The following is a 17,462-nucleotide window of genomic DNA, read 5'->3' on the forward strand; positions in this document are numbered from 1 at the left end:
GCTAATGCGATCTACCCATTTTTATAAGTAAGTAGAAGACAAATCCACAAGTTTATGAATATTAAAACAAAGAACAAAACCTAATCAACATTCACACGAAGGTAAGTAAAGAAACTTAGCGATGCTTATAGAAGCATCGCTAAGTTTCTTTCTATTAATCCTGTATTTGTTGAATTTTCACCTGGTTAGTCTAAAAGCACAAGGCACGGTAAATAGACATGAAAGACGGTCCCGGTTCCCAGTTGACTCTCGACTTCAATTTTTCCTCCATGTGCTTCTACAATGGATTGGGTGATCGATAACCCTAGTCCTGCTCCTCCAGTCCGTCTTGCACGGGAAACATCGGTACGATAAAAACGGTCGAAAATCAAAGGCAGATTCTCTTCGGAGATTCCAGAGCCATTGTCCTGAACGGAAAGTTTGGCAAATCGATCAGATACTGAAAGGGAAAGCTTTATGAATCCCGATAACGGATCCGTATGTTGAACAGCATTGTTAAATAAATTTAGAATAACTTGTTTCAATTTATCGGGCTCATATAAGCCAATAACGTCTTCAGCAATGTTAAAATGAATAGCGCGATCTCCGGCCAGAACCTTTAGCTGAGGTTCCATTTCTACGATTAACTTCGAAAGATTGGTCTCTGAAGCCTGCAATTCAGGGGCACGGTCTAGCTTAGTAAGTAATAATAAGTCCTCGACCAATTTTATGATCCGCTTTGATTCACTATGCATGCTGTTTAATGCTTTGTACAGCTGTTCAGGACGACTGGCAGCTCCCCTTAATAATACTTCAAGAAAACCGTTAATCGATGTCAGCGGTGTTCGCAGTTCATGCGAAGCATCTGCAATAAAACGTCTCATTTGTTCCTTTGTTTCTCTTTCATGCTCGAAGGATATTTCTAATCGCCCTAACATATCATTAAACGAAACGGCTAAATGGTCGATTTCTTCCTGTCCTTGGTCAACTGGAAGGCGATCTTCTAAGTTGCCGGCATTGGTTTTCTTCACCGCCCTCACCATTTTAGATAATGGGACAAGCGTTTTCTTAAGTACTCGCAGGTAAATTCCGAGGCCTCCGGCTAAAGCCAAAGCAGAAAGGATGGAAAAAATCAATAATTGCTGAAGAAGGATGTGTTTGAGCGGAGCTGTATTTGTTCCGAGCTGCAGGATTCCGGAGATTTGACCGGGAAAGTCTCCCACTGGCTTAAATACAATTAATTGCTCAATTCCCTTTGAATTCGATTCGATTCGATATTGAATATCCTTATGATAGATAAAATTCTCCACGAGTGTTTGATATTCTTTTGTAGAAAGTTTTGGAGCCTGGATGCTGCTATTTTCTAAAAGGTCTTGATAATTGCCGTTTTGATCGAAAAGCGCAAGCGATATATCTTGCAAAAAGAAAAACCTATTATTCGGCTGTGCTGGGGTATCTCCTTTGATCTCATCAGGATTTTGATTGTCAATGGGTGAATCCCCAAAACCAATGTCTTTTGGCAAAGGCATCAGCCTTGCACTTAGTGTTTCTGCCTCATTTTGATACAGAAAATCTTTCATTACAAAGTACTGAGTTAACCCAATCGTCAGTAAAATAAAGGCCAAAATGACTAATGTTCGTGCGAGAAGTTGATAGCGTAAGGAGCGGGGGAAGAATAAATTTTTTACTTTCCAATTCTTCATCAGAAATCCACCCTGTAACCAGAACCTCTTATGGTACGAATAACGTGATGCTCCTTATCGGCTAACTTATCTCTTAGTGAACGGATGTACACTTCGACAATGTTCTCTTCCCCTAGGAAATCATACCCCCAAACCCGATCTAGTATCATGGCTTTGCTCATTACAATTCCGTGGTTCATGACCAAAAATTTGAGTAGCTCGTATTCAGTTGGAGATAGTTCCAATATTCTTCCATTATATATGAACTCTTTTCTGCGGTCGTCTAGTTTAAAAGGGCCATATGTGACTTCATTGAAAAGATTCGGGAATTGATTGCGCAAGCGGGCTTGAATTCGGGCCAGTAATTCTTCAAAACTAAATGGCTTGATGACATAATCATCCGCTCCGATCGTTAACCCTTTGACACGGTCTTGGACTTCATCTTTTGCTGTAAGCATAATGATTGAAGTTTGCGCTCCGCTTTTCTTTATCATTCTGCATACTTCAAAACCATCCATCCCTGGCATCATCACATCCAATATCGCGATGTGCGGTTCAAATTCCTTTGCTGCATTAATTGCGGTTAATCCATCTAAAGCCGTTTTCACCTCATATCCTTCACTTGTTAGACCCATCTCTAAAAATTGCAATATATGTGGTTCGTCATCGACTAGTAAGATTTTTATCCCGTCTTTTGTATTCATGTTTATACCTCCAGAAAAACTAATAAATCTATTTTCGTCTATTTAGCTGAAAATTACCTGAATAAAGTCTGAGTATCAGCTTAATGGAAATAAAATGTTGTCACTTATTAAGTAAATACCTATTATACTACGGCTCAGCAAGTCTGCTGAAATCTTTCCTTCATTAAAGAGAGAATAGTCAAAGTGGATTTCAATAGGTGGAATTATTTTGCTGCAACTTCTAATTCAAACAAAATAAAGGAACGAAAAAGACTATTAAGGCTTCTCTTAATAGTTTTTTTATGATCCTTGACCAAACATTTTTAAATTTGATTGATTTTCAGGAAACATTCAGCTTTCCTTCAAGCACAATTCAGTTTGAAGGTGCACAATACAGACATGAACGAAATAACCAAAAATTCATTGCGGATGATGAAAGGCTGCAGGACGAAAGGAAAATGAATATGGAAAAATTAAAAACACAAACTTCAGAGACATTACAGACAAGAAAAGGTAAATTTGCTTACTTTTTTACAGGCCGGCCGGGAGATCCGCCATGGGAAAGGCCTGCTCTATGGATCTTATTGGTGTTGACAGCAGTAGCGTATATATGGGGCCTCGGACAATCAGGCTGGGCCAATTCCTTTTACAGCGCCGCGGTTCAGGCGGGGACGAAGAGTTGGAAGGCATTTTTCTTCGGTTCCATTGATGCATCAAACTTTATCACAGTGGATAAGCCGCCTGCCTCCTTGTGGGTCATGGAGTTATCTGCTCGGATATTCGGCCTGAATTCATGGAGCATGCTTGTTCCGGAGGCACTGATGGGTGTAGCTTGCGTATGGATCCTTTACCTGACCATTCGCCGCTGGTTTAGCGCCGGTGCAGCACTGATTGCTGGGGCAGTGCTTGCCCTGACACCGGTCGCTGTTCTTATGTTTCGTTTCAATAATCCTGATGCACTCTTGATTTTGTTGCTTACGGCAAGTGCCTACGCATTTACGAGGGCACTGGAGGAAGGAAAGACAAAGTGGCTCGTGTTGGCCTCTGCTCTGATTGGCTTTGGCTTTTTGACCAAGATGTTGGCAGCCTTCTTTGTAATTCCAGTATTTGTATTCGTCTATCTAATTTTCGCAACCGTATCCGTACGCCGACGTTTGCTGCAAATCGTGGTTAGTGCGATTACCGTTGTGGTATCGGCAGGCTGGTGGGTTGCGATTGTAGAGCTTATTCCAGCCTCGAAACGCCCCTTTATCGGCAGTTCGCAGAATAACAGTATTTTAGATTTAATCTTCGGTTACAACGGTTTGGGTCGTCTTACTGGAAATGAGTTCGGTATGAGCAGCCAAAATGCGGCTGTTGGAACCTCTAGCAGCGACGCGGCTAGCCAAGCTGCAACTATGGGACCAACTGGTGGCGGCATGGGAGCGAATTTTGGCGGCACCACTGGTTTGGGACGTCTTTTTAACTCAGAAATGGGAGGCCAGATTTCATGGCTGATTCCTGCTGCACTTATTCTAATGATTTTTGCCATTTGGCTTGTACGCCGTAACTGGAGAAAAGATCGTACGATTCCGGCTTTACTATTGTGGGGTGGTACGTTCTTCGTCACTGGTGTTGTCTTTAGCTTTGGACAAGGGACGATTCACCCGTACTATACGGCTGCACTAGCTCCAGCCATCGGTGCCATCATCGGCATTTCTGTGGAAGTTCTTTGGTCTAGAAAAGATCAATTGGCTGCCCGTTTAGGTTTAGCGGCGGCAATTGGATTGACGGCCGTTTGGTCTTTTGTATTACTCAATCGTACACCAACATGGAACCCGTGGCTCCGTACGACCATCCTGATCCTTGGTGCTTTAGCAGCCATTGCCATGGTGATTCTACCTAAGCTTGGCAAACGCATAATGATGGGTGCAGCTGCAGCAGGCTTGATTGCCTGTTTGACTGGTCCGTTTGCCTTTACAATCCAAACCATTGCCACACCACATACCGGTTCGATGCCTACTGCAGGTCCATCAACAGGTGGTAACGGTTTTCCTGGTAATCCTGGAGACGGGCAAATGCCTCCTGGTACCAATTCAAGTAATTCGTCCACAGTACAATCTGAAAATTCTGGCTTTGGTGGTCAAATGCCACCTGGCGCCAATTCAAGTAATTCGTCCACAGGACAATCCGGAAACCCTGGCTTTGGTGGTCAAATGCCTCCTGGGACCAATTCATCCAACTCGTCCACAGGGGAATCTGCAGGTTCTATTGATTCCAGCGGAACTAAACAGGGTGGTGTTGGAGGTTTTGATGATAACGCCACACCAGGCGAGAATATCGTGAAATTGCTGAAACAGAATGCCTCGAAATACACTTGGGTTGCGGCGACAGTTGGTTCACAATCTTCTGCTCCTTACCAACTTGCGACAGGTGAACCCATTATGGACATCGGCGGCTTTACTGGAAGTGATCCATCTCCAACCCTTGCCCAGTTTAAGAAATACGTAAGTGACGGGAAAATCCATTATTATATTAGTGGTGGAATGAATCGTGGGGCTATGGGCAGCAACAACACGAATAATGCCAATTCTTCAAATGGCATCACCAATGAAGAAACAAACGGAAGCACTACCGCTGGTAACTTCCCAGGCGGTCCAATGGGAGGCTCTAATTCAGAGATCACGAATTGGGTTCAGAACAATTTCAAGTCAAAAACAGTGGATGGAGTCACTGTCTATGATTTGACCCAGCCAAAATCTTAATATTAAACTAATTCTCTGCAACAGAGGATTAGAAACACCCCTTGGTGATTGGTGTACCACCCTAAACAGGCAATCAAGGATTGAGCTTTGTAAAAACAGGGCTCAATCCTTCTTTTTTTGTCCAGTTCTCTCATCATGTTCCATATCGTAACATAATTAAACTTAATGATTTTCAGGAAACATTCAGCTTTTCTTCAATCTGATTTCAGGTTGCAGGTTCATACTGAATGCATAATCAATGAGATGTTTATTAAAAGGAGTGATACCAAATGAGTCAATCGATTCAATACTCGATTGTAGTACCGGTTTACAACGAAGAAGCCGTGATTCATGAAACCTACCGTCGATTAACCGAAGTCATGAGTTCAACGGGAGAATCTTACGAGCTTCTCTTTGTGAACGATGGCAGCCACGATCAAACAGCTGAAATAATCAAAACCTTCAGCGAAAAAGACCCATTCGTTATTTTACTAGACTTTTCACGGAACTTCGGTCATCAAATTGCGATCACAGCAGGTATGGATTATTCAAGAGGGAAGGCAGTGGTCGTCATTGACGCTGACCTGCAGGACCCGCCCGAGCTTATCTTGGAGATGATTGAAAAATGGAAGCAAGGTTACGATGTGGTCTATGCCAAGCGAACGAAACGGAAAGGGGAGACGGTCTTTAAAAAATATACCGCTAAGCTGTTTTACCGCTTTTTACGTTCAATGACGGATATTGATATTCCGCTTGATACAGGAGATTTTCGCTTATTAGATCGCAGAGTGTGTGATCAGATGAATAACCTTCAAGAAAAAAATCGTTTCGTCCGGGGGTTAGTGAGCTGGGTTGGGTTTAAACAAATTGCGGTTGAGTATGAACGGGATGAGCGCTTAGCTGGCGAGTCCAAATACCCACTCAAAAAGATGCTGAAATTGTCGATGGATGGCATTACGTCCTTTTCCTATAAACCATTAAAATTAGCAAGCGTTGCTGGCGTGACGTTATCGGTAATCGGATTTTTCTATTTGTTCATCGTCCTATACTTGAAGATATTTACCAATGCAACCATTACAGGATGGTCATCTCTTATTGTGATTCAGTTGCTTTTTAATGGGATTATTTTGTTTATTCTTGGAATCGTAGGTGAATATATTGGGCGAATTTATGACGAATCGAAACATCGTCCTCTCTATATCGTTCAAGAAGTCTATCAGAAAAAGTCCGAAAAGAAACTGATGTACAGATGATCAAGAAATGGCTGTCATTGATCAAATTTGCCCTTGTGGGGGTAGTCAACACCTTGATTGATTTTATCATCTATGCACTCTTGACGAAGTTCAACTTAAACTACCTCGCGGCTCAATGTATTTCGTACAGTGCAGGGGTTCTAAACAGCTATATGATGAATCGGAAATGGACTTTTGAACTAAAAGGAAAAGGAAGTAAGCGTGAATTCTTTACTTTTATAGGTGTGAATCTGCTTACGTTGGTGATTACTACATTTTTATTAACTATGTTTTATAAATGGCTGGGTATTTCATTAATAATTAGTAAGTTATTAGTCACAGGGATCAGCGTTGGAATCAATTATATGGGAGCCAAAACATTCGTATTTACAAAATTAAAGGAAAGAAGGACAACTCTATGAATATTAAAAAAGCAGTGATTCCAGTCGGAGGACTAGGCACTCGTTTTTTGCCGGCAACAAAGGCACAACCAAAAGAAATGCTGCCGATTGTCGATAAACCGGCGGTCCAGTATATTGTGGAAGAGGCAGTGGAATCTGGGATTGAAAGCATTATTTTTATAACCGGACGCAATAAAAAATCGATTGAAGATCATTTTGATAAATCGGTTGAGTTAGAACTTATGTTAGAAGAAAAGCAGAAATATGATGTACTAAAAGAAGTACAGCAGATTTCTTCCATGGCCAATATCCACTATATACGTCAAAAAGAACCATTAGGACTTGGTCATGCCGTTTTATGTGCGGAACAGTTTATAGGAGATGAGCCATTTGCGGTACTGCTTGGTGATGATATTATGATTTCAGAAAAACCTGCTTTAAAAAAAATGATCGATACGTATCATCGGACAAAACAATCCGTGATTGGTGTGAAAAAAGTGGCCATGGAGGATGTATCAAAATATGGAATTATTGACCCGAGCAGCAAATTTGGTCAGGTTCATTCAGTAAAAGATTTAATAGAAAAGCCCAAGATTCCTAATGCTCCATCGGACCTGGCTGTCATGGGACGGTACATCCTGAATCCGTCGATTTTCTCGTATTTGAAAACCATTGAATTTGGCGTCGGAAATGAACTGCAATTAACAGATGCACTGCGTCTCTTATGTCAAAAGGAAAGACTGGTTGCCTTAGAGCTTTTAGGAAAACGTTACGATATAGGGGATAAGACAGGGTATATAAAAGCTATGATTGAAGTAGCTCTACAGCGAGAAGACTTAAATGATAGCCTGCTCTCTTATCTAGAAGAATTAGTAGAAAATGAACGGAACCGAAACTCTGTTTATGGGACTGGATTGAATAAAAAAATCTCTTCAGCATCAAGCTGAAGGGGTTTTTTTACTACTTTCACTAAAAGGAAGGGGAAAGCGGGTGATTTTAGTCAAGCTGTTTCAGATCATAATGAAATATTGGCGCTTCAAGGAGGCAGAGTAGTTTGGTATCTGACGCCTACCCAGATACGCTACTTAATAAGGGCACCTTAATAAAACCATATGATATTAACTTAAACAATAAGTGTTTTAAATTTAAAAGTAATGGGAGTCTGACCCCCATTACTTTTTTCATTTTTTACATTTATTTAATAGTTTTTTTGTAGCATTTTATCTAATTCACGGACTTTATCATAGGAATTTACTAATTTTTCTGGTACCAAGGTTCTGCCAAAATCCCAGGCATTGGATTCTATTTTGGCTAGAAGCTGTGCTTTTTTTTCATCCCCGAAATACTTTAAAACCCTTAAATCATGTTTGTTGTTCTTAAAAGCTAAATAATATCCGAGCTGATGATAGAGAATAAGTTTTACACAGTCTTCATCTGTCTCTTTGATCTTAAAGTTAATATTAGCTATGTATCCATTAATCTGTAAATAGTTAAACTTAATCGTAGTATTTGATACGTTAAAACTCATAGGTGCGGGTAGGTTATTGTTAAATTCATAATCAACAGTTAATTTGTGTTCTTGCAATGTATTTTCAATTATTTTTTCAATATCTCTTATATAAAGCATCTTATCGATCACGGCCTTTCAAAATCTTCTCCTTTTTATTTTTCAGAAATGATAGTGAAAAGTAAATCCTACTATTTTCCTTTATACTTTTTTCTAGCGCGTATGAGCTGAATAACTTAAATAACTAAAAAAGGTTTACCTGTAATTTATTTAAAAGATTTTCTATCTGAATCCACTATATCTTTTATAGGCAGGACTATGGAATGATTTTGCAGTATATGATTTTTTACCTATTTTTTTAAATATTTAATATTTTCAGAAATGTAAGTGTTTACAATTTATGAAATGCCGTTTATTATACTTAATAAAGACACTGGAAAAAGAATCCTTACCAAACTTTTCATAAATTTAGCGAATATGAGCGTAAATTTTACAAAAATTTTTAAAAACTTTATAAAGACACTGGAAAAAGAAATTCTGGGAGAGTCAGAGGTGTAGAAGATGCGCAGAACCGGCGATTTAAAACTCATGCAAGAACTGAATAGGTCAATCATTCTGGACACGATTCGAAAACATGGACCTATTTCGAGAAGTGACATCGCAAAGTTAATTAACATAAGTCCAACCACAGTAACTTCTGCAGTGAACGAACTTATTCATGAAGGGGTTGTGCGTGAAGATGGGATTGGTACTTCCAATGGAGGAAGGAAGCCGGTATTACTTCGGTTCGATCCCAATACCAGATATGTCATTGGCGTGTCGATTTCGAATTCGTTTATTAAAATTTCTGAGATGAATTTGGAAGGCAGCATTTTACGAAAGGAAATCCATTCTACCAATTATCAACAAGGGGAAGAAATCATTAGCCTGACCTTACAAATTATTGAACACTTTCTCCAGTCAAAGGAAAATCTCGAGGGGTGTGAAGGAGTCTCCATCATCACACCAGGAATTGTGGATGCGGGAAAGGGAATTGTCTCCTACAATACCAAACTAAAACTCTACGATGTTCCTTTAAAGGAAATGGTTGAACAACAATTTGGTCTGCCGACCTATTTAGACAATGATACCAATGCCTTTGTATTGGCAGAAAATTACTTTGGCTCCTTCGGTCAGTATAAAGATTTGGTTTATATCACGATTGGTGATGGCGTCGGATCGGGAATCATGGTGAATGGAAAAATTATCCGTGGATATAAAGGCAGTTCAGGAGAGCTTGGTCATACCACGATTGTAAAGGGAGGCCTGAAATGCGAATGCGGAAATGAAGGATGTTTAGAGAATTATGTGAATTGGCCGGCCATTTACTCCAAAATTGTGACAGCCCTGATGAGCCGGGGGAAGGAAACCATCATTAAGGATCTGGTCGGAGAGGATCTGAATCGGATTACGCCAGAGATATTTGTACGAGCATTAAATGAGGGAGACTCTTTATGTCTTCAAATTATGGACGAAATCGTGTCTCATCTATCTTCAGGTATTATTAATACCATTCACTTGCTAAACCCAGAAGTCATTATTCTAAGCGGTGAAATCGTCCAGGAAAATGATTTATTTGTGAACTTGCTCAAAAACTATGTATCCAAGCAAGTCATCCCGATTCTGAGAGAAGAGGTCAATATTCAACCAACCTCCCTTGGGGCCGATTTTGAAATGCTCGGAGCAGCAGCTGTCATATTACAAGAAAAATATCAATTTACCATTTAATCGCCTATATGTAGGCTGCATTTTAGGAGGTGATGCAAGATATAAAAAAACTTGCTACATAGGTCCCTTATGTAGCTACACGACAACATGAAAACGCTAACAATTTTTATAGACTTCTAGGTTTTACAATCTTTAATAGTTTCATAAGGACCAAATGATACGAGGGGGAGAAAAATGAAAAAGATGAGGTTTCTGGTTCACCTATTGTTAATCATTGCCGTTGTTGCTATGTCTGCCTGCTCCACACAGCAGAGCAGCGGGAAAGAAAAGAAGACGATTGAAGTTGCTTTATGGGATAAAAATGTTAGTCCTGCAGTAGATAAATCAATCGAGGCATTTAAGAAACAACATCCTGATATCAAGGTCAATGTCACCTATACACCTTGGGAAGATTATTGGACCAAACTGAAAACAAGTATCGGAGGCGGAAAAGGTCCGGATGTTTTCTGGATGAATGGACCGAACTTCTATCAATATACTTCCTCTGGATTTATCAAGGATTTGGAACCTTTTATTAAAAATGATAGTGAGTATAAAAAGGATAAATATTTCCCAGCTGTTGTGGATTTATATACTTATCAAGGCAAGCTTTTTGCTGCTCCTTATTTTATCGACTCTGTCGGACTATATTACAACAAAAAGCTTTTCGATGATGCAGGTGTTCCATACCCAGATGAAAACTGGACCTGGGATGATATTGAAAAGGTTGGCCAGAAGCTAACGAATAAAGAAAAGGGTATTTATGGGTTTTCCGCTGATATCAAGCAAAGCCAATCCGTTTATTACGACCTTATGCACCAGGCAGGAGGATACGTTATCAGCGAGGATAAAAAGAAGTCAGGATTTGATTCTCCAGAATCGAAAGAGGCCTTTCATTTTATCAAGAAGTTAATTGACAAGGGAATCTCGCCTTCAGCGAAAACGGTTATGGAGACAGAAGGAAAGCAGCTGTTCCTATCCGGAAAAGTGGCCATGATTCCTGCGATTTCAGTCAGTGCAGGCGAATTTCAAGGTGTACTCGGTGATAAATTAGGGGTCGCTCCACTTCCTAAAGGCAAACAAAAGGCTTCCATTGTTCACGGAATTGGCTGGGCGATGAATGCAAAAACCCAAAATGATAAAGTTGCTTGGGATTTAATCAAAGCCTTATCTGGTGAAGAAGGGGAAAAAGTGATTGCTGAAACAGGATTCTCGATTCCTGCTGATAAAAGTATCAGTGATATTTGGCTTAAGTCCATTCCTTCCTTAAATTTAAAAGTATTCCTTGATGCTCAGGAATACGGGGTTCCATATCCAGTCTCCAAAAATACTGCTGAGTGGCAGGATGTAGAGACGAAAGAAATTCAAAGCGCCTTTTTGGGACAAAAGCCGATCGATGAAGCATTGGATACGATTGCGAAAAAGATGAATGACATTCTTGCCAAAGAGAATTCGAAGTAAACCAGATTGCCTAAATGAATAGTTAAACAGACTGTGTGGTAGTCTGTTTGACTATTGAAAGGAGAGATGATGTTGACCAACTTTTCTTCGACTATTGAAAAGAACAAAACCCAAATTGTTGCTGTAAAGCAAAAAAAGAAAAGGTTAAATAAGGAAGCTATTTACGCTCTGTTGTTCATTGCTCCTACTTTTTTAGGACTTCTTATCTTTTATATGCTGCCTGCCGTTGCATCCTTTGTCTTATCGTTTGCAAGCTGGGATGGCTTTACAGCACCGGTATTTGTAGGATTTGAAAATATTCGGACTTTATTTGTGGATCCAACCTTTCAGAGGTCCATCATCAATACGATCGTCTTTACCCTTGTGTCGGTCCCTTTATCCGTAGTGATTGCCACCCTTGTGTCCCTTATGCTGAACCAAAAGATCAAGGGAATGGTGCTTTACAGGACCTTGTACTTTTTACCGGTTGTTACCATGCCAGTCGCAGTGGGTATGGTTTGGAAATGGCTTTATAACACGGATTACGGCCTAATTAATTATCTTTTAGGTGTATTCCATCTACCTCAGCCATCATGGCTATTCGACCCAAAAATTGCCTTGTTTTCAGTCATTCTTGTCTATGTATGGATGACGATCGGCAATAATGTCATTCTATTGCTTGCAGGACTTCAGGGAGTTTCAAAGTCCTACTATGAAGCAGCCCAGATTGACGGTGCTTCGAAGTTCAGACAATTCTTAAACATTACATTGCCTTTGATTACGCCTACCCTGTTTTTTGTATTTATCACTTCTATGATTAGTTCCCTGCAGATGTTTGATTTGATCTTTGTCATGATTGGCGACAACAATGCGTTATTGGATCCACTCCGAACCATTGTATTTGGAGTCTATGAATCTGGATTCAAATACTCACAAATGGGAATTGCCTCGGCCCAGGCTTTTCTGTTATTTTTAGCCATTTTAGCCATTACGATCATCCAATTCATCTACCAAAAGAAATGGGTTCATTATGATTCCTAGTAAGGGGGTGCAAAGAATTGAAAGAAAAGAAGCTTTTTAGTCATATTTTGCTGATCATTGGTGCCGCGATTATGATCATGCCATTTTTGTGGATGATTTCGACATCCTTGAAATCCTACGGTGAGTCCATGCAGGTACCGCCATCGATTATCCCGAAGGAATGGCATTTTGATAATTTCGTAAAGGTTTTCCAAGACGTTGATTTCCTAAACTACTACATTAACACCATGATCGTAACCGTTGGCCGGACTCTTGCCCAGTTATTTCTATGTTCTATGGCGGCATTCGCCTTCGCACGCATGAAATTTCCATTTAAAAATGTCATTTTCATTGTGATTCTGTCTGTTTTGATGGTTCCACCACAAGTCATTTTAATCCCGAACTACGCGATTATGACGAAGCTGGGATGGATTGATACGTTTTATGCCTTAATCGTTCCTGGAATCTTCAGTGCATTTGGAGTCTTCTTGCTTCGACAATTCTTTATGGGGATCCCGAAAGAATTAGATGAGGCAGCGATTATCGATGGGTGTTCCTGGTGGGGCATTTATTGGAGGGTGCTGCTGCCGAATGCTACACCTGCCCTGATTGCTCTCGGTATTTTTACAGCCCTTGCATCATGGAACGATTTTCTGTGGCCGTTAATTATGACAAACTCTGAGAATATGAGAGTCCTGTCTATTGGGATTGCTTCCTTCCAAGGCCAGTATTCCACGAATTATCCATTGCTTATGGCAGGAGCCCTGTTATCTACAATTCCGATGATTGTTATGTTTATCTTTTTACAGAAACACCTGATTGCCGGTATTTCGTTAAGCGGTGTCCGGAAGTAGATGATTGTTTCGAATAATAGCAAGGAGGGGCATATGTGAAAGAAACGGAAGAATTTGCCATCGGTTTAGATATTGGAGGGACGAAAATCCTTTCCGCACTAGTTTCTGAGAAAGGAGAAGTCGTTTCAAAAATCCAGTACGACACAATGGGAGGAAGGGCAAATTTCACTGATCAAATTAACTTTGCGATTGAATCCCTCCTAGAAAAAGAAGACATCAAGATGAATCGAATTAAAGGAATTGGCATCGCTACAGCCGGGGTGATCGATTCAAAAAAGAAAGAGATTCTTTATGCAAGCAATCTAAATTTGGAGAATTTTCCAATTGGGAGAGTGCTAGAAAAGAAGTTTGGTCTTCCTGTTCAGCTTTATAACGATGCCAATGCGGCAGCAGTAGGTGAATGGCTGTGGGGTGGTGGAAAAGGAAAACACAATCTCATCTACATAACTGTCAGTACTGGGATTGGGGCAGGAATCATCAGCAACGATAGTCTTTTAACAGGAAGTCATGATAGCGCCGGAGAATTTGGGCACATCTCTATTAATTTGAATGGCCCCCATTGTCGTTGTGGCAATAAAGGATGTTTAGAGAACTACGCATCAGGAACTGCGATTGCCGCAATTGCCCGGGAACGGCTTGAAACTGGCGAAGTCAATCCTTACTTTTCCGCTACAATTGATAAGTTAACCGCCGTAGATATTTGTACGGCAGCCAAAATGGGCGATTCCTTTTCGATTGGATTACTTGAGGAAGTTGGGGAATATCTTGGGTTAGGAATTATTAATCTGATCCATCTTTTTAATACAGAAGCGGTGATTTTGGGCGGGGGTGTGATGAACGAATCAGAATTAATCCTCCCATCGATCCGAAGTACCGTGCATAAGCATGGCATTCAAAGTATGGTTGAACAGGTAAAAATCGAGAAAGCAAGTCTTGGCCGCTACGCATGTGTAGTGGGGGCAACCGGTTTGTTTTTTTGCAAGGTCGATGAACTAGCGGCGCTGCCTAATTAGATTTGTGGATGTTTCCAATCTTATAAAACTAAGGGAGAGATGACAGTGTTACATGTTCTATTAATTGGGGCTGGCACGATGGGAAATGTGCATGGTGAAGCCTTTGCCAAAATGGAAAATGCTTTTCTTGCTGGAATCGTCGATAAAAATTTGGATAAAGCCAAGAAGCTGGCTGAAAAATTACAAACAACAGCGTTCCAAACATTCGAAGAAGCAACCGAAAAATTGGAAAAAGTTGATGTCGTTTCGATCTGTTTACCTACTCCTTTTCATAAGCCTTTTTTGAAAAAAGCTGCCGATCAAGGGGTAGATGTCATTTGTGAAAAGCCCCTTGCCAGGAACCTGGATGATGCCATAGAAATGATTGAGTATTGCAAGGAAAAAGACGTAAAGCTATTTGTTGGTCATGTCGTGCGATTCTTTCCTGAGTATGTACGTGCCAAAAAGATTATTGAGGAAGGAACAATCGGAAACACAGCCGTTGTCCGTACCTATAGAGGGGGAGGATTTCCGAACGGATCAGATGACTGGTATGCAGATTATGAAAAAAGTGGCGGATTGGTGTTAGATATGATTATCCACGATTTTGACTTCCTGAGATGGTGTTTTGGGGAAGTGGAGCGTGTCTATGCTAAAAGCATCAAAGATGGAAATCTAAAGCGAATTGATTATTCGTTGGTGACTCTTCGCTTTAAAAACGGCGTTATCGCCCATGTAGAAGGATCCTGGGCCCATCAAGCGTTCACAACCCGATTTGAATTTGCGGGTCAAAGCGGAATTATTGATCATGACAGCTCCAAGTCTGTTCCAGTGGTATTTGAAGGCAGAAAGAAACATACGGCTGGCGGTGGCGTAGCCGTTCCGGAAAGTCCGTTAAAGCACAACCCTTATTTCGTTGAATTAGACCATTTTATTCATTGCATTGAAACCGGTAAGGACCCGATTGTCACAGCAGAAGATGCATATAAAGCCATGGAAATTGCTCTTTCTGCACTTAAATCGATTGAAACCGGCAGAGAGGTTGTCATAAATGAAAATCAAAAAGAGGAGGCACAAATCCGATGAAGGTAGGGATTATCAGTTTTGCTCATGGTCATGCAAATAGTTACGCCGATGCATTAACCAAGATCGACGGGGTTCAATTGGTGGGAATTGCAGATGACGATGAAAATCGTGGAACAAAGGCAGCCGAAAGCTATCATACTCAATATTTTAGCAGTTATCAAGAGTTACTCAAGCAGGATATAGATGCGGTGATCATCACGTCTGAGAATAGCAAACACCGCGAACATGTCGTGGCTGCAGCAAAGGCTGGAAAACATATTTTGTGTGAAAAACCAATCGCATCGAAGCTGGAAGATGCCAAAGAGATGATCGAAGTATGTAAGCAGAATCAGGTCATTTTGCAAACTGCCTTCCCGGTGCGCTTTAACTCAGCGATTCTTCGCGCCAAAAAGATGATCGAAAATGGGGATCTTGGGCAAATCCTCGCCATTAAAGGCACAAATCGCGGCACAAATCCCGGCGGATGGTTTGTCGATCCAGCCTTATCAGGGGGCGGAGCTGTCATTGACCATACCGTCCATGTTGTCGACATCATGAGGTGGTTCATGGGTTCCGAGCCAAGGGAAGTGTATGCAGAAATTGATAATTCCATCTCACCTTATACAATCGACGATTGTGGCGTCCTCACCATTGAGTTCGATAATGATGTATTTTCCACTCTGGATTGCAGCTGGTCACGGAACGAAACCTATCCAACCTGGGGGGACGTGACGTTAGAAATTATCGGAAGTGAAGGAACCCTTAAGGTCGATGCGTTTGCCCAAAAATTGGATGTTTATGATAAGAGTGGTTCTCATTGGAATTATTGGGGCGATGACATGGATTTTGGATTGGTAAGTGACTTTTTGAATAGTGCTTTAACTGGGAAAGAACCATCGATCACAGGGATGGATGGATTGAAGGCACTAGAGGTTGCCTTAGCTGCCTATGAATCCGCCGAAAAACGGCAGCCTGTAAAGCTGAAGTAAAAGTTAGTGGGGAAAATCGGAAAGAGGTGGGGACAAATGCGAACTCTGCCAGGATCGATATCACAAACAACAACAATCGAGAAAAGAGTGAGAGTCTAATGCAGGGAAATTAAAAACATCCGTTTTAGAGAATGTCATGGAAACTTTGTCAGAAGACTTACAGATTCATCCTCCTTCACTAGGAGATGAGTTAGAAATAATTGGAGCCGCCTCGGTGTTATTGCAGGATAAATTTAATTTTTCTCTGCATAAGCTCTCTTAGAATCACAAAAGACTTGGTTAAAAAAAGAAGGAGATGATTGCATGTTAAAAGGTATTAATCAATGGTGCTATCCAGAAGGTACTTCTTTGAAAGATGTATTCGAATTCAGTAAAGAAGCAGGCTTTGAAGCAGTTGAATTGAACCTGTACAATTCTGGCGGAATAGGTTTAACAATGGACACAACACCAGGTGAAGCAGAAGCAATTGTTACCCTAGCCTCGTCTTATGGATTACAGTTAAGAAGCATTTCCACCGGGTTATTATGGCAAAGTCCCTTATCATCTCCTGACTCAAATGTAAGAGAACAGGGCAGAAAAGTCATCTTAAAGCAAATAGAATTAGCTAGTGTGATGGGGATTGATACAGTGTTGGTAGTTCCTGGTTCAGTCTCAAAGGATGTGTCTTATGATGATTGTTACAACCGAAGTCAAGAAGAACTTAAAAAAGTACTAGTTGAAGCAGAAAAACGCCAGGTTGCCATTGGAATAGAGAACGTCTGGAATAAATTCCTTTTGTCACCGCTTGAAATGGCGCGATATATAGATGAGTTAGATTCTGATTATGCAACAGCATATTTTGATGTAGGGAATGTCCTCCAGTTTGGATTTCCAGAACAATGGATTCGGATTCTTGGAAAACGAATCAGTAAAGTCCATGTAAAGGATTTTAGTACAGCAGTCGGGAACATCACTGGATTTGTCCCTCTATTAGCTGGTGATGTCAATTGGCCTGGTGTTGTCGATGCTCTAGAAGAAATTGGCTATAGCGATACCATTACAGCTGAGCTAAGCCCTTATGCCATCAATCCAAAACAGCTGCCGAATGATACAGCGCGTCATATGGATGTCATATTAGCTAGTAGTTCTAAAGTGAGAAACTTTTAGGAG

15 protein-coding genes are annotated in these 17,462 nt (G+C 40.8%); 12 read left to right on the top strand and 3 right to left on the bottom strand.

Annotation, left to right across the window (positions count from 1 at the left end):
* Positions 1–185 precede the first annotated feature (185 nt).
* Positions 186–1,682, bottom strand: a complete 1,497-nt coding sequence (locus tag COD92_RS18145; RefSeq protein ID WP_098527180.1) for a sensor histidine kinase — start codon at positions 1,680–1,682, stop codon at positions 186–188.
* The gene (locus tag COD92_RS18150; protein ID WP_098527181.1) at positions 1,682–2,365 is read right to left on the bottom strand and encodes a response regulator transcription factor; all 684 of its coding nucleotides are present in this window, start codon (positions 2,363–2,365) and stop codon (positions 1,682–1,684) included. Before COD92_RS18150 ends, COD92_RS18145 begins: the two co-directional genes overlap by 1 nt.
* A 437-nt stretch (positions 2,366–2,802) precedes the next feature.
* Between COD92_RS18150 and COD92_RS18155 the strand changes: the two genes are divergently transcribed.
* From COD92_RS18155 to galU, 4 genes are all read left to right on the top strand, one after another.
* A complete protein-coding gene (locus tag COD92_RS18155; protein WP_176541019.1) occupies positions 2,803–5,088 on the top strand; it encodes an ArnT family glycosyltransferase in 2,286 nt (761 codons plus the stop codon).
* A gap of 269 nt (positions 5,089–5,357) precedes the next feature.
* A complete protein-coding gene (locus tag COD92_RS18160) occupies positions 5,358–6,320 on the top strand; it encodes a glycosyltransferase family 2 protein (protein WP_098527183.1) in 963 nt (320 codons plus the stop codon).
* Positions 6,317–6,721 (top strand): GtrA family protein, encoded by a 405-nt coding sequence (locus COD92_RS18165; protein WP_098527184.1) that lies wholly within the window; start codon positions 6,317–6,319, stop codon positions 6,719–6,721. Before COD92_RS18160 ends, COD92_RS18165 begins: the two co-directional genes overlap by 4 nt.
* On the top strand, positions 6,718–7,647 hold the full coding sequence (gene galU / locus COD92_RS18170; protein WP_098527185.1) for a UTP--glucose-1-phosphate uridylyltransferase GalU: 930 nt from the start codon (positions 6,718–6,720) through the stop codon (positions 7,645–7,647). The genes COD92_RS18165 and galU overlap by 4 nt, the downstream gene beginning before the upstream one ends.
* A 251-nt stretch (positions 7,648–7,898) precedes the next feature.
* On the opposite strand, the gene COD92_RS18175 is transcribed toward galU, so the two are convergent.
* Entirely contained in the window at positions 7,899–8,339 is a 441-nt protein-coding gene (locus COD92_RS18175; protein ID WP_306418525.1) for a hypothetical protein, read from the bottom strand.
* Between the two features lie 429 nt (positions 8,340–8,768).
* Between COD92_RS18175 and COD92_RS18180 the strand changes: the two genes are divergently transcribed.
* The 8 genes from COD92_RS18180 to COD92_RS18215 all read left to right on the top strand — a co-directional run bounded on the left by COD92_RS18180 (position 8,769) and on the right by COD92_RS18215 (position 17,459).
* Positions 8,769–9,974, top strand: coding sequence for an ROK family transcriptional regulator (locus COD92_RS18180; RefSeq protein ID WP_098527187.1), 1,206 nt, complete (start codon positions 8,769–8,771; stop codon positions 9,972–9,974).
* 174 nt (positions 9,975–10,148) lie between these two features.
* Entirely contained in the window at positions 10,149–11,414 is a 1,266-nt protein-coding gene (locus COD92_RS18185; protein ID WP_098527188.1) for an ABC transporter substrate-binding protein, read from the top strand.
* A 72-nt stretch (positions 11,415–11,486) separates the two neighbouring features.
* Positions 11,487–12,434, top strand: coding sequence for a carbohydrate ABC transporter permease (locus COD92_RS18190; protein WP_480254357.1), 948 nt, complete (start codon positions 11,487–11,489; stop codon positions 12,432–12,434).
* 71 nt (positions 12,435–12,505) lie between these two features.
* Positions 12,506–13,267, top strand: a complete 762-nt coding sequence (locus COD92_RS18195) for a carbohydrate ABC transporter permease (RefSeq protein ID WP_255286490.1) — start codon at positions 12,506–12,508, stop codon at positions 13,265–13,267.
* 35 nt (positions 13,268–13,302) lie between these two features.
* Complete coding sequence (locus COD92_RS18200; RefSeq protein WP_098527191.1) at positions 13,303–14,280, top strand: ROK family protein; 978 nt, start codon at positions 13,303–13,305, stop codon at positions 14,278–14,280.
* 39 nt (positions 14,281–14,319) lie between these two features.
* The gene (locus COD92_RS18205; protein WP_480254280.1) at positions 14,320–15,345 is read left to right on the top strand and encodes a Gfo/Idh/MocA family protein; all 1,026 of its coding nucleotides are present in this window, start codon (positions 14,320–14,322) and stop codon (positions 15,343–15,345) included.
* Positions 15,342–16,313, top strand: coding sequence for a Gfo/Idh/MocA family protein (locus COD92_RS18210; protein ID WP_098527193.1), 972 nt, complete (start codon positions 15,342–15,344; stop codon positions 16,311–16,313). The genes COD92_RS18205 and COD92_RS18210 overlap by 4 nt, the downstream gene beginning before the upstream one ends.
* Before the next feature lie 303 nt (positions 16,314–16,616).
* Complete coding sequence (locus tag COD92_RS18215) at positions 16,617–17,459, top strand: sugar phosphate isomerase/epimerase family protein (protein WP_098527194.1); 843 nt, start codon at positions 16,617–16,619, stop codon at positions 17,457–17,459.
* Positions 17,460–17,462: the final 3 nt, after the last annotated feature.

The sequence above is a fragment of the Bacillus sp. AFS037270 genome (genome assembly GCF_002585305.1).

Bases quoted from the DNA above. Each gene is read 5' to 3' on its own strand.
- COD92_RS18195 (WP_255286490.1), top strand. From the start codon at position 12,506: ATGATCATGCCATTTTTGTGGATGATTTCGACATCCTTGAAATCCTAC.
- COD92_RS18165 (WP_098527184.1), top strand. From the start codon at position 6,317: ATGATCAAGAAATGGCTGTCATTGATCAAATTTGCCCTTGTGGGGGTA.
- COD92_RS18160 (WP_098527183.1), top strand. From the start codon at position 5,358: ATGAGTCAATCGATTCAATACTCGATTGTAGTACCGGTTTACAACGAA.
- COD92_RS18185 (WP_098527188.1), top strand. From the start codon at position 10,149: ATGAAAAAGATGAGGTTTCTGGTTCACCTATTGTTAATCATTGCCGTT.
- COD92_RS18210 (WP_098527193.1), top strand. From the start codon at position 15,342: ATGAAGGTAGGGATTATCAGTTTTGCTCATGGTCATGCAAATAGTTAC.
- COD92_RS18150 (WP_098527181.1), bottom strand. From the start codon at position 2,365: ATGAATACAAAAGACGGGATAAAAATCTTACTAGTCGATGACGAACCA.
- galU (WP_098527185.1), top strand. From the start codon at position 6,718: ATGAATATTAAAAAAGCAGTGATTCCAGTCGGAGGACTAGGCACTCGT.
- COD92_RS18180 (WP_098527187.1), top strand. From the start codon at position 8,769: ATGCGCAGAACCGGCGATTTAAAACTCATGCAAGAACTGAATAGGTCA.
- COD92_RS18155 (WP_176541019.1), top strand. From the start codon at position 2,803: ATGAATATGGAAAAATTAAAAACACAAACTTCAGAGACATTACAGACA.
- COD92_RS18205 (WP_480254280.1), top strand. From the start codon at position 14,320: ATGACAGTGTTACATGTTCTATTAATTGGGGCTGGCACGATGGGAAAT.
- COD92_RS18215 (WP_098527194.1), top strand. From the start codon at position 16,617: ATGTTAAAAGGTATTAATCAATGGTGCTATCCAGAAGGTACTTCTTTG.
- COD92_RS18145 (WP_098527180.1), bottom strand. From the start codon at position 1,682: ATGAAGAATTGGAAAGTAAAAAATTTATTCTTCCCCCGCTCCTTACGC.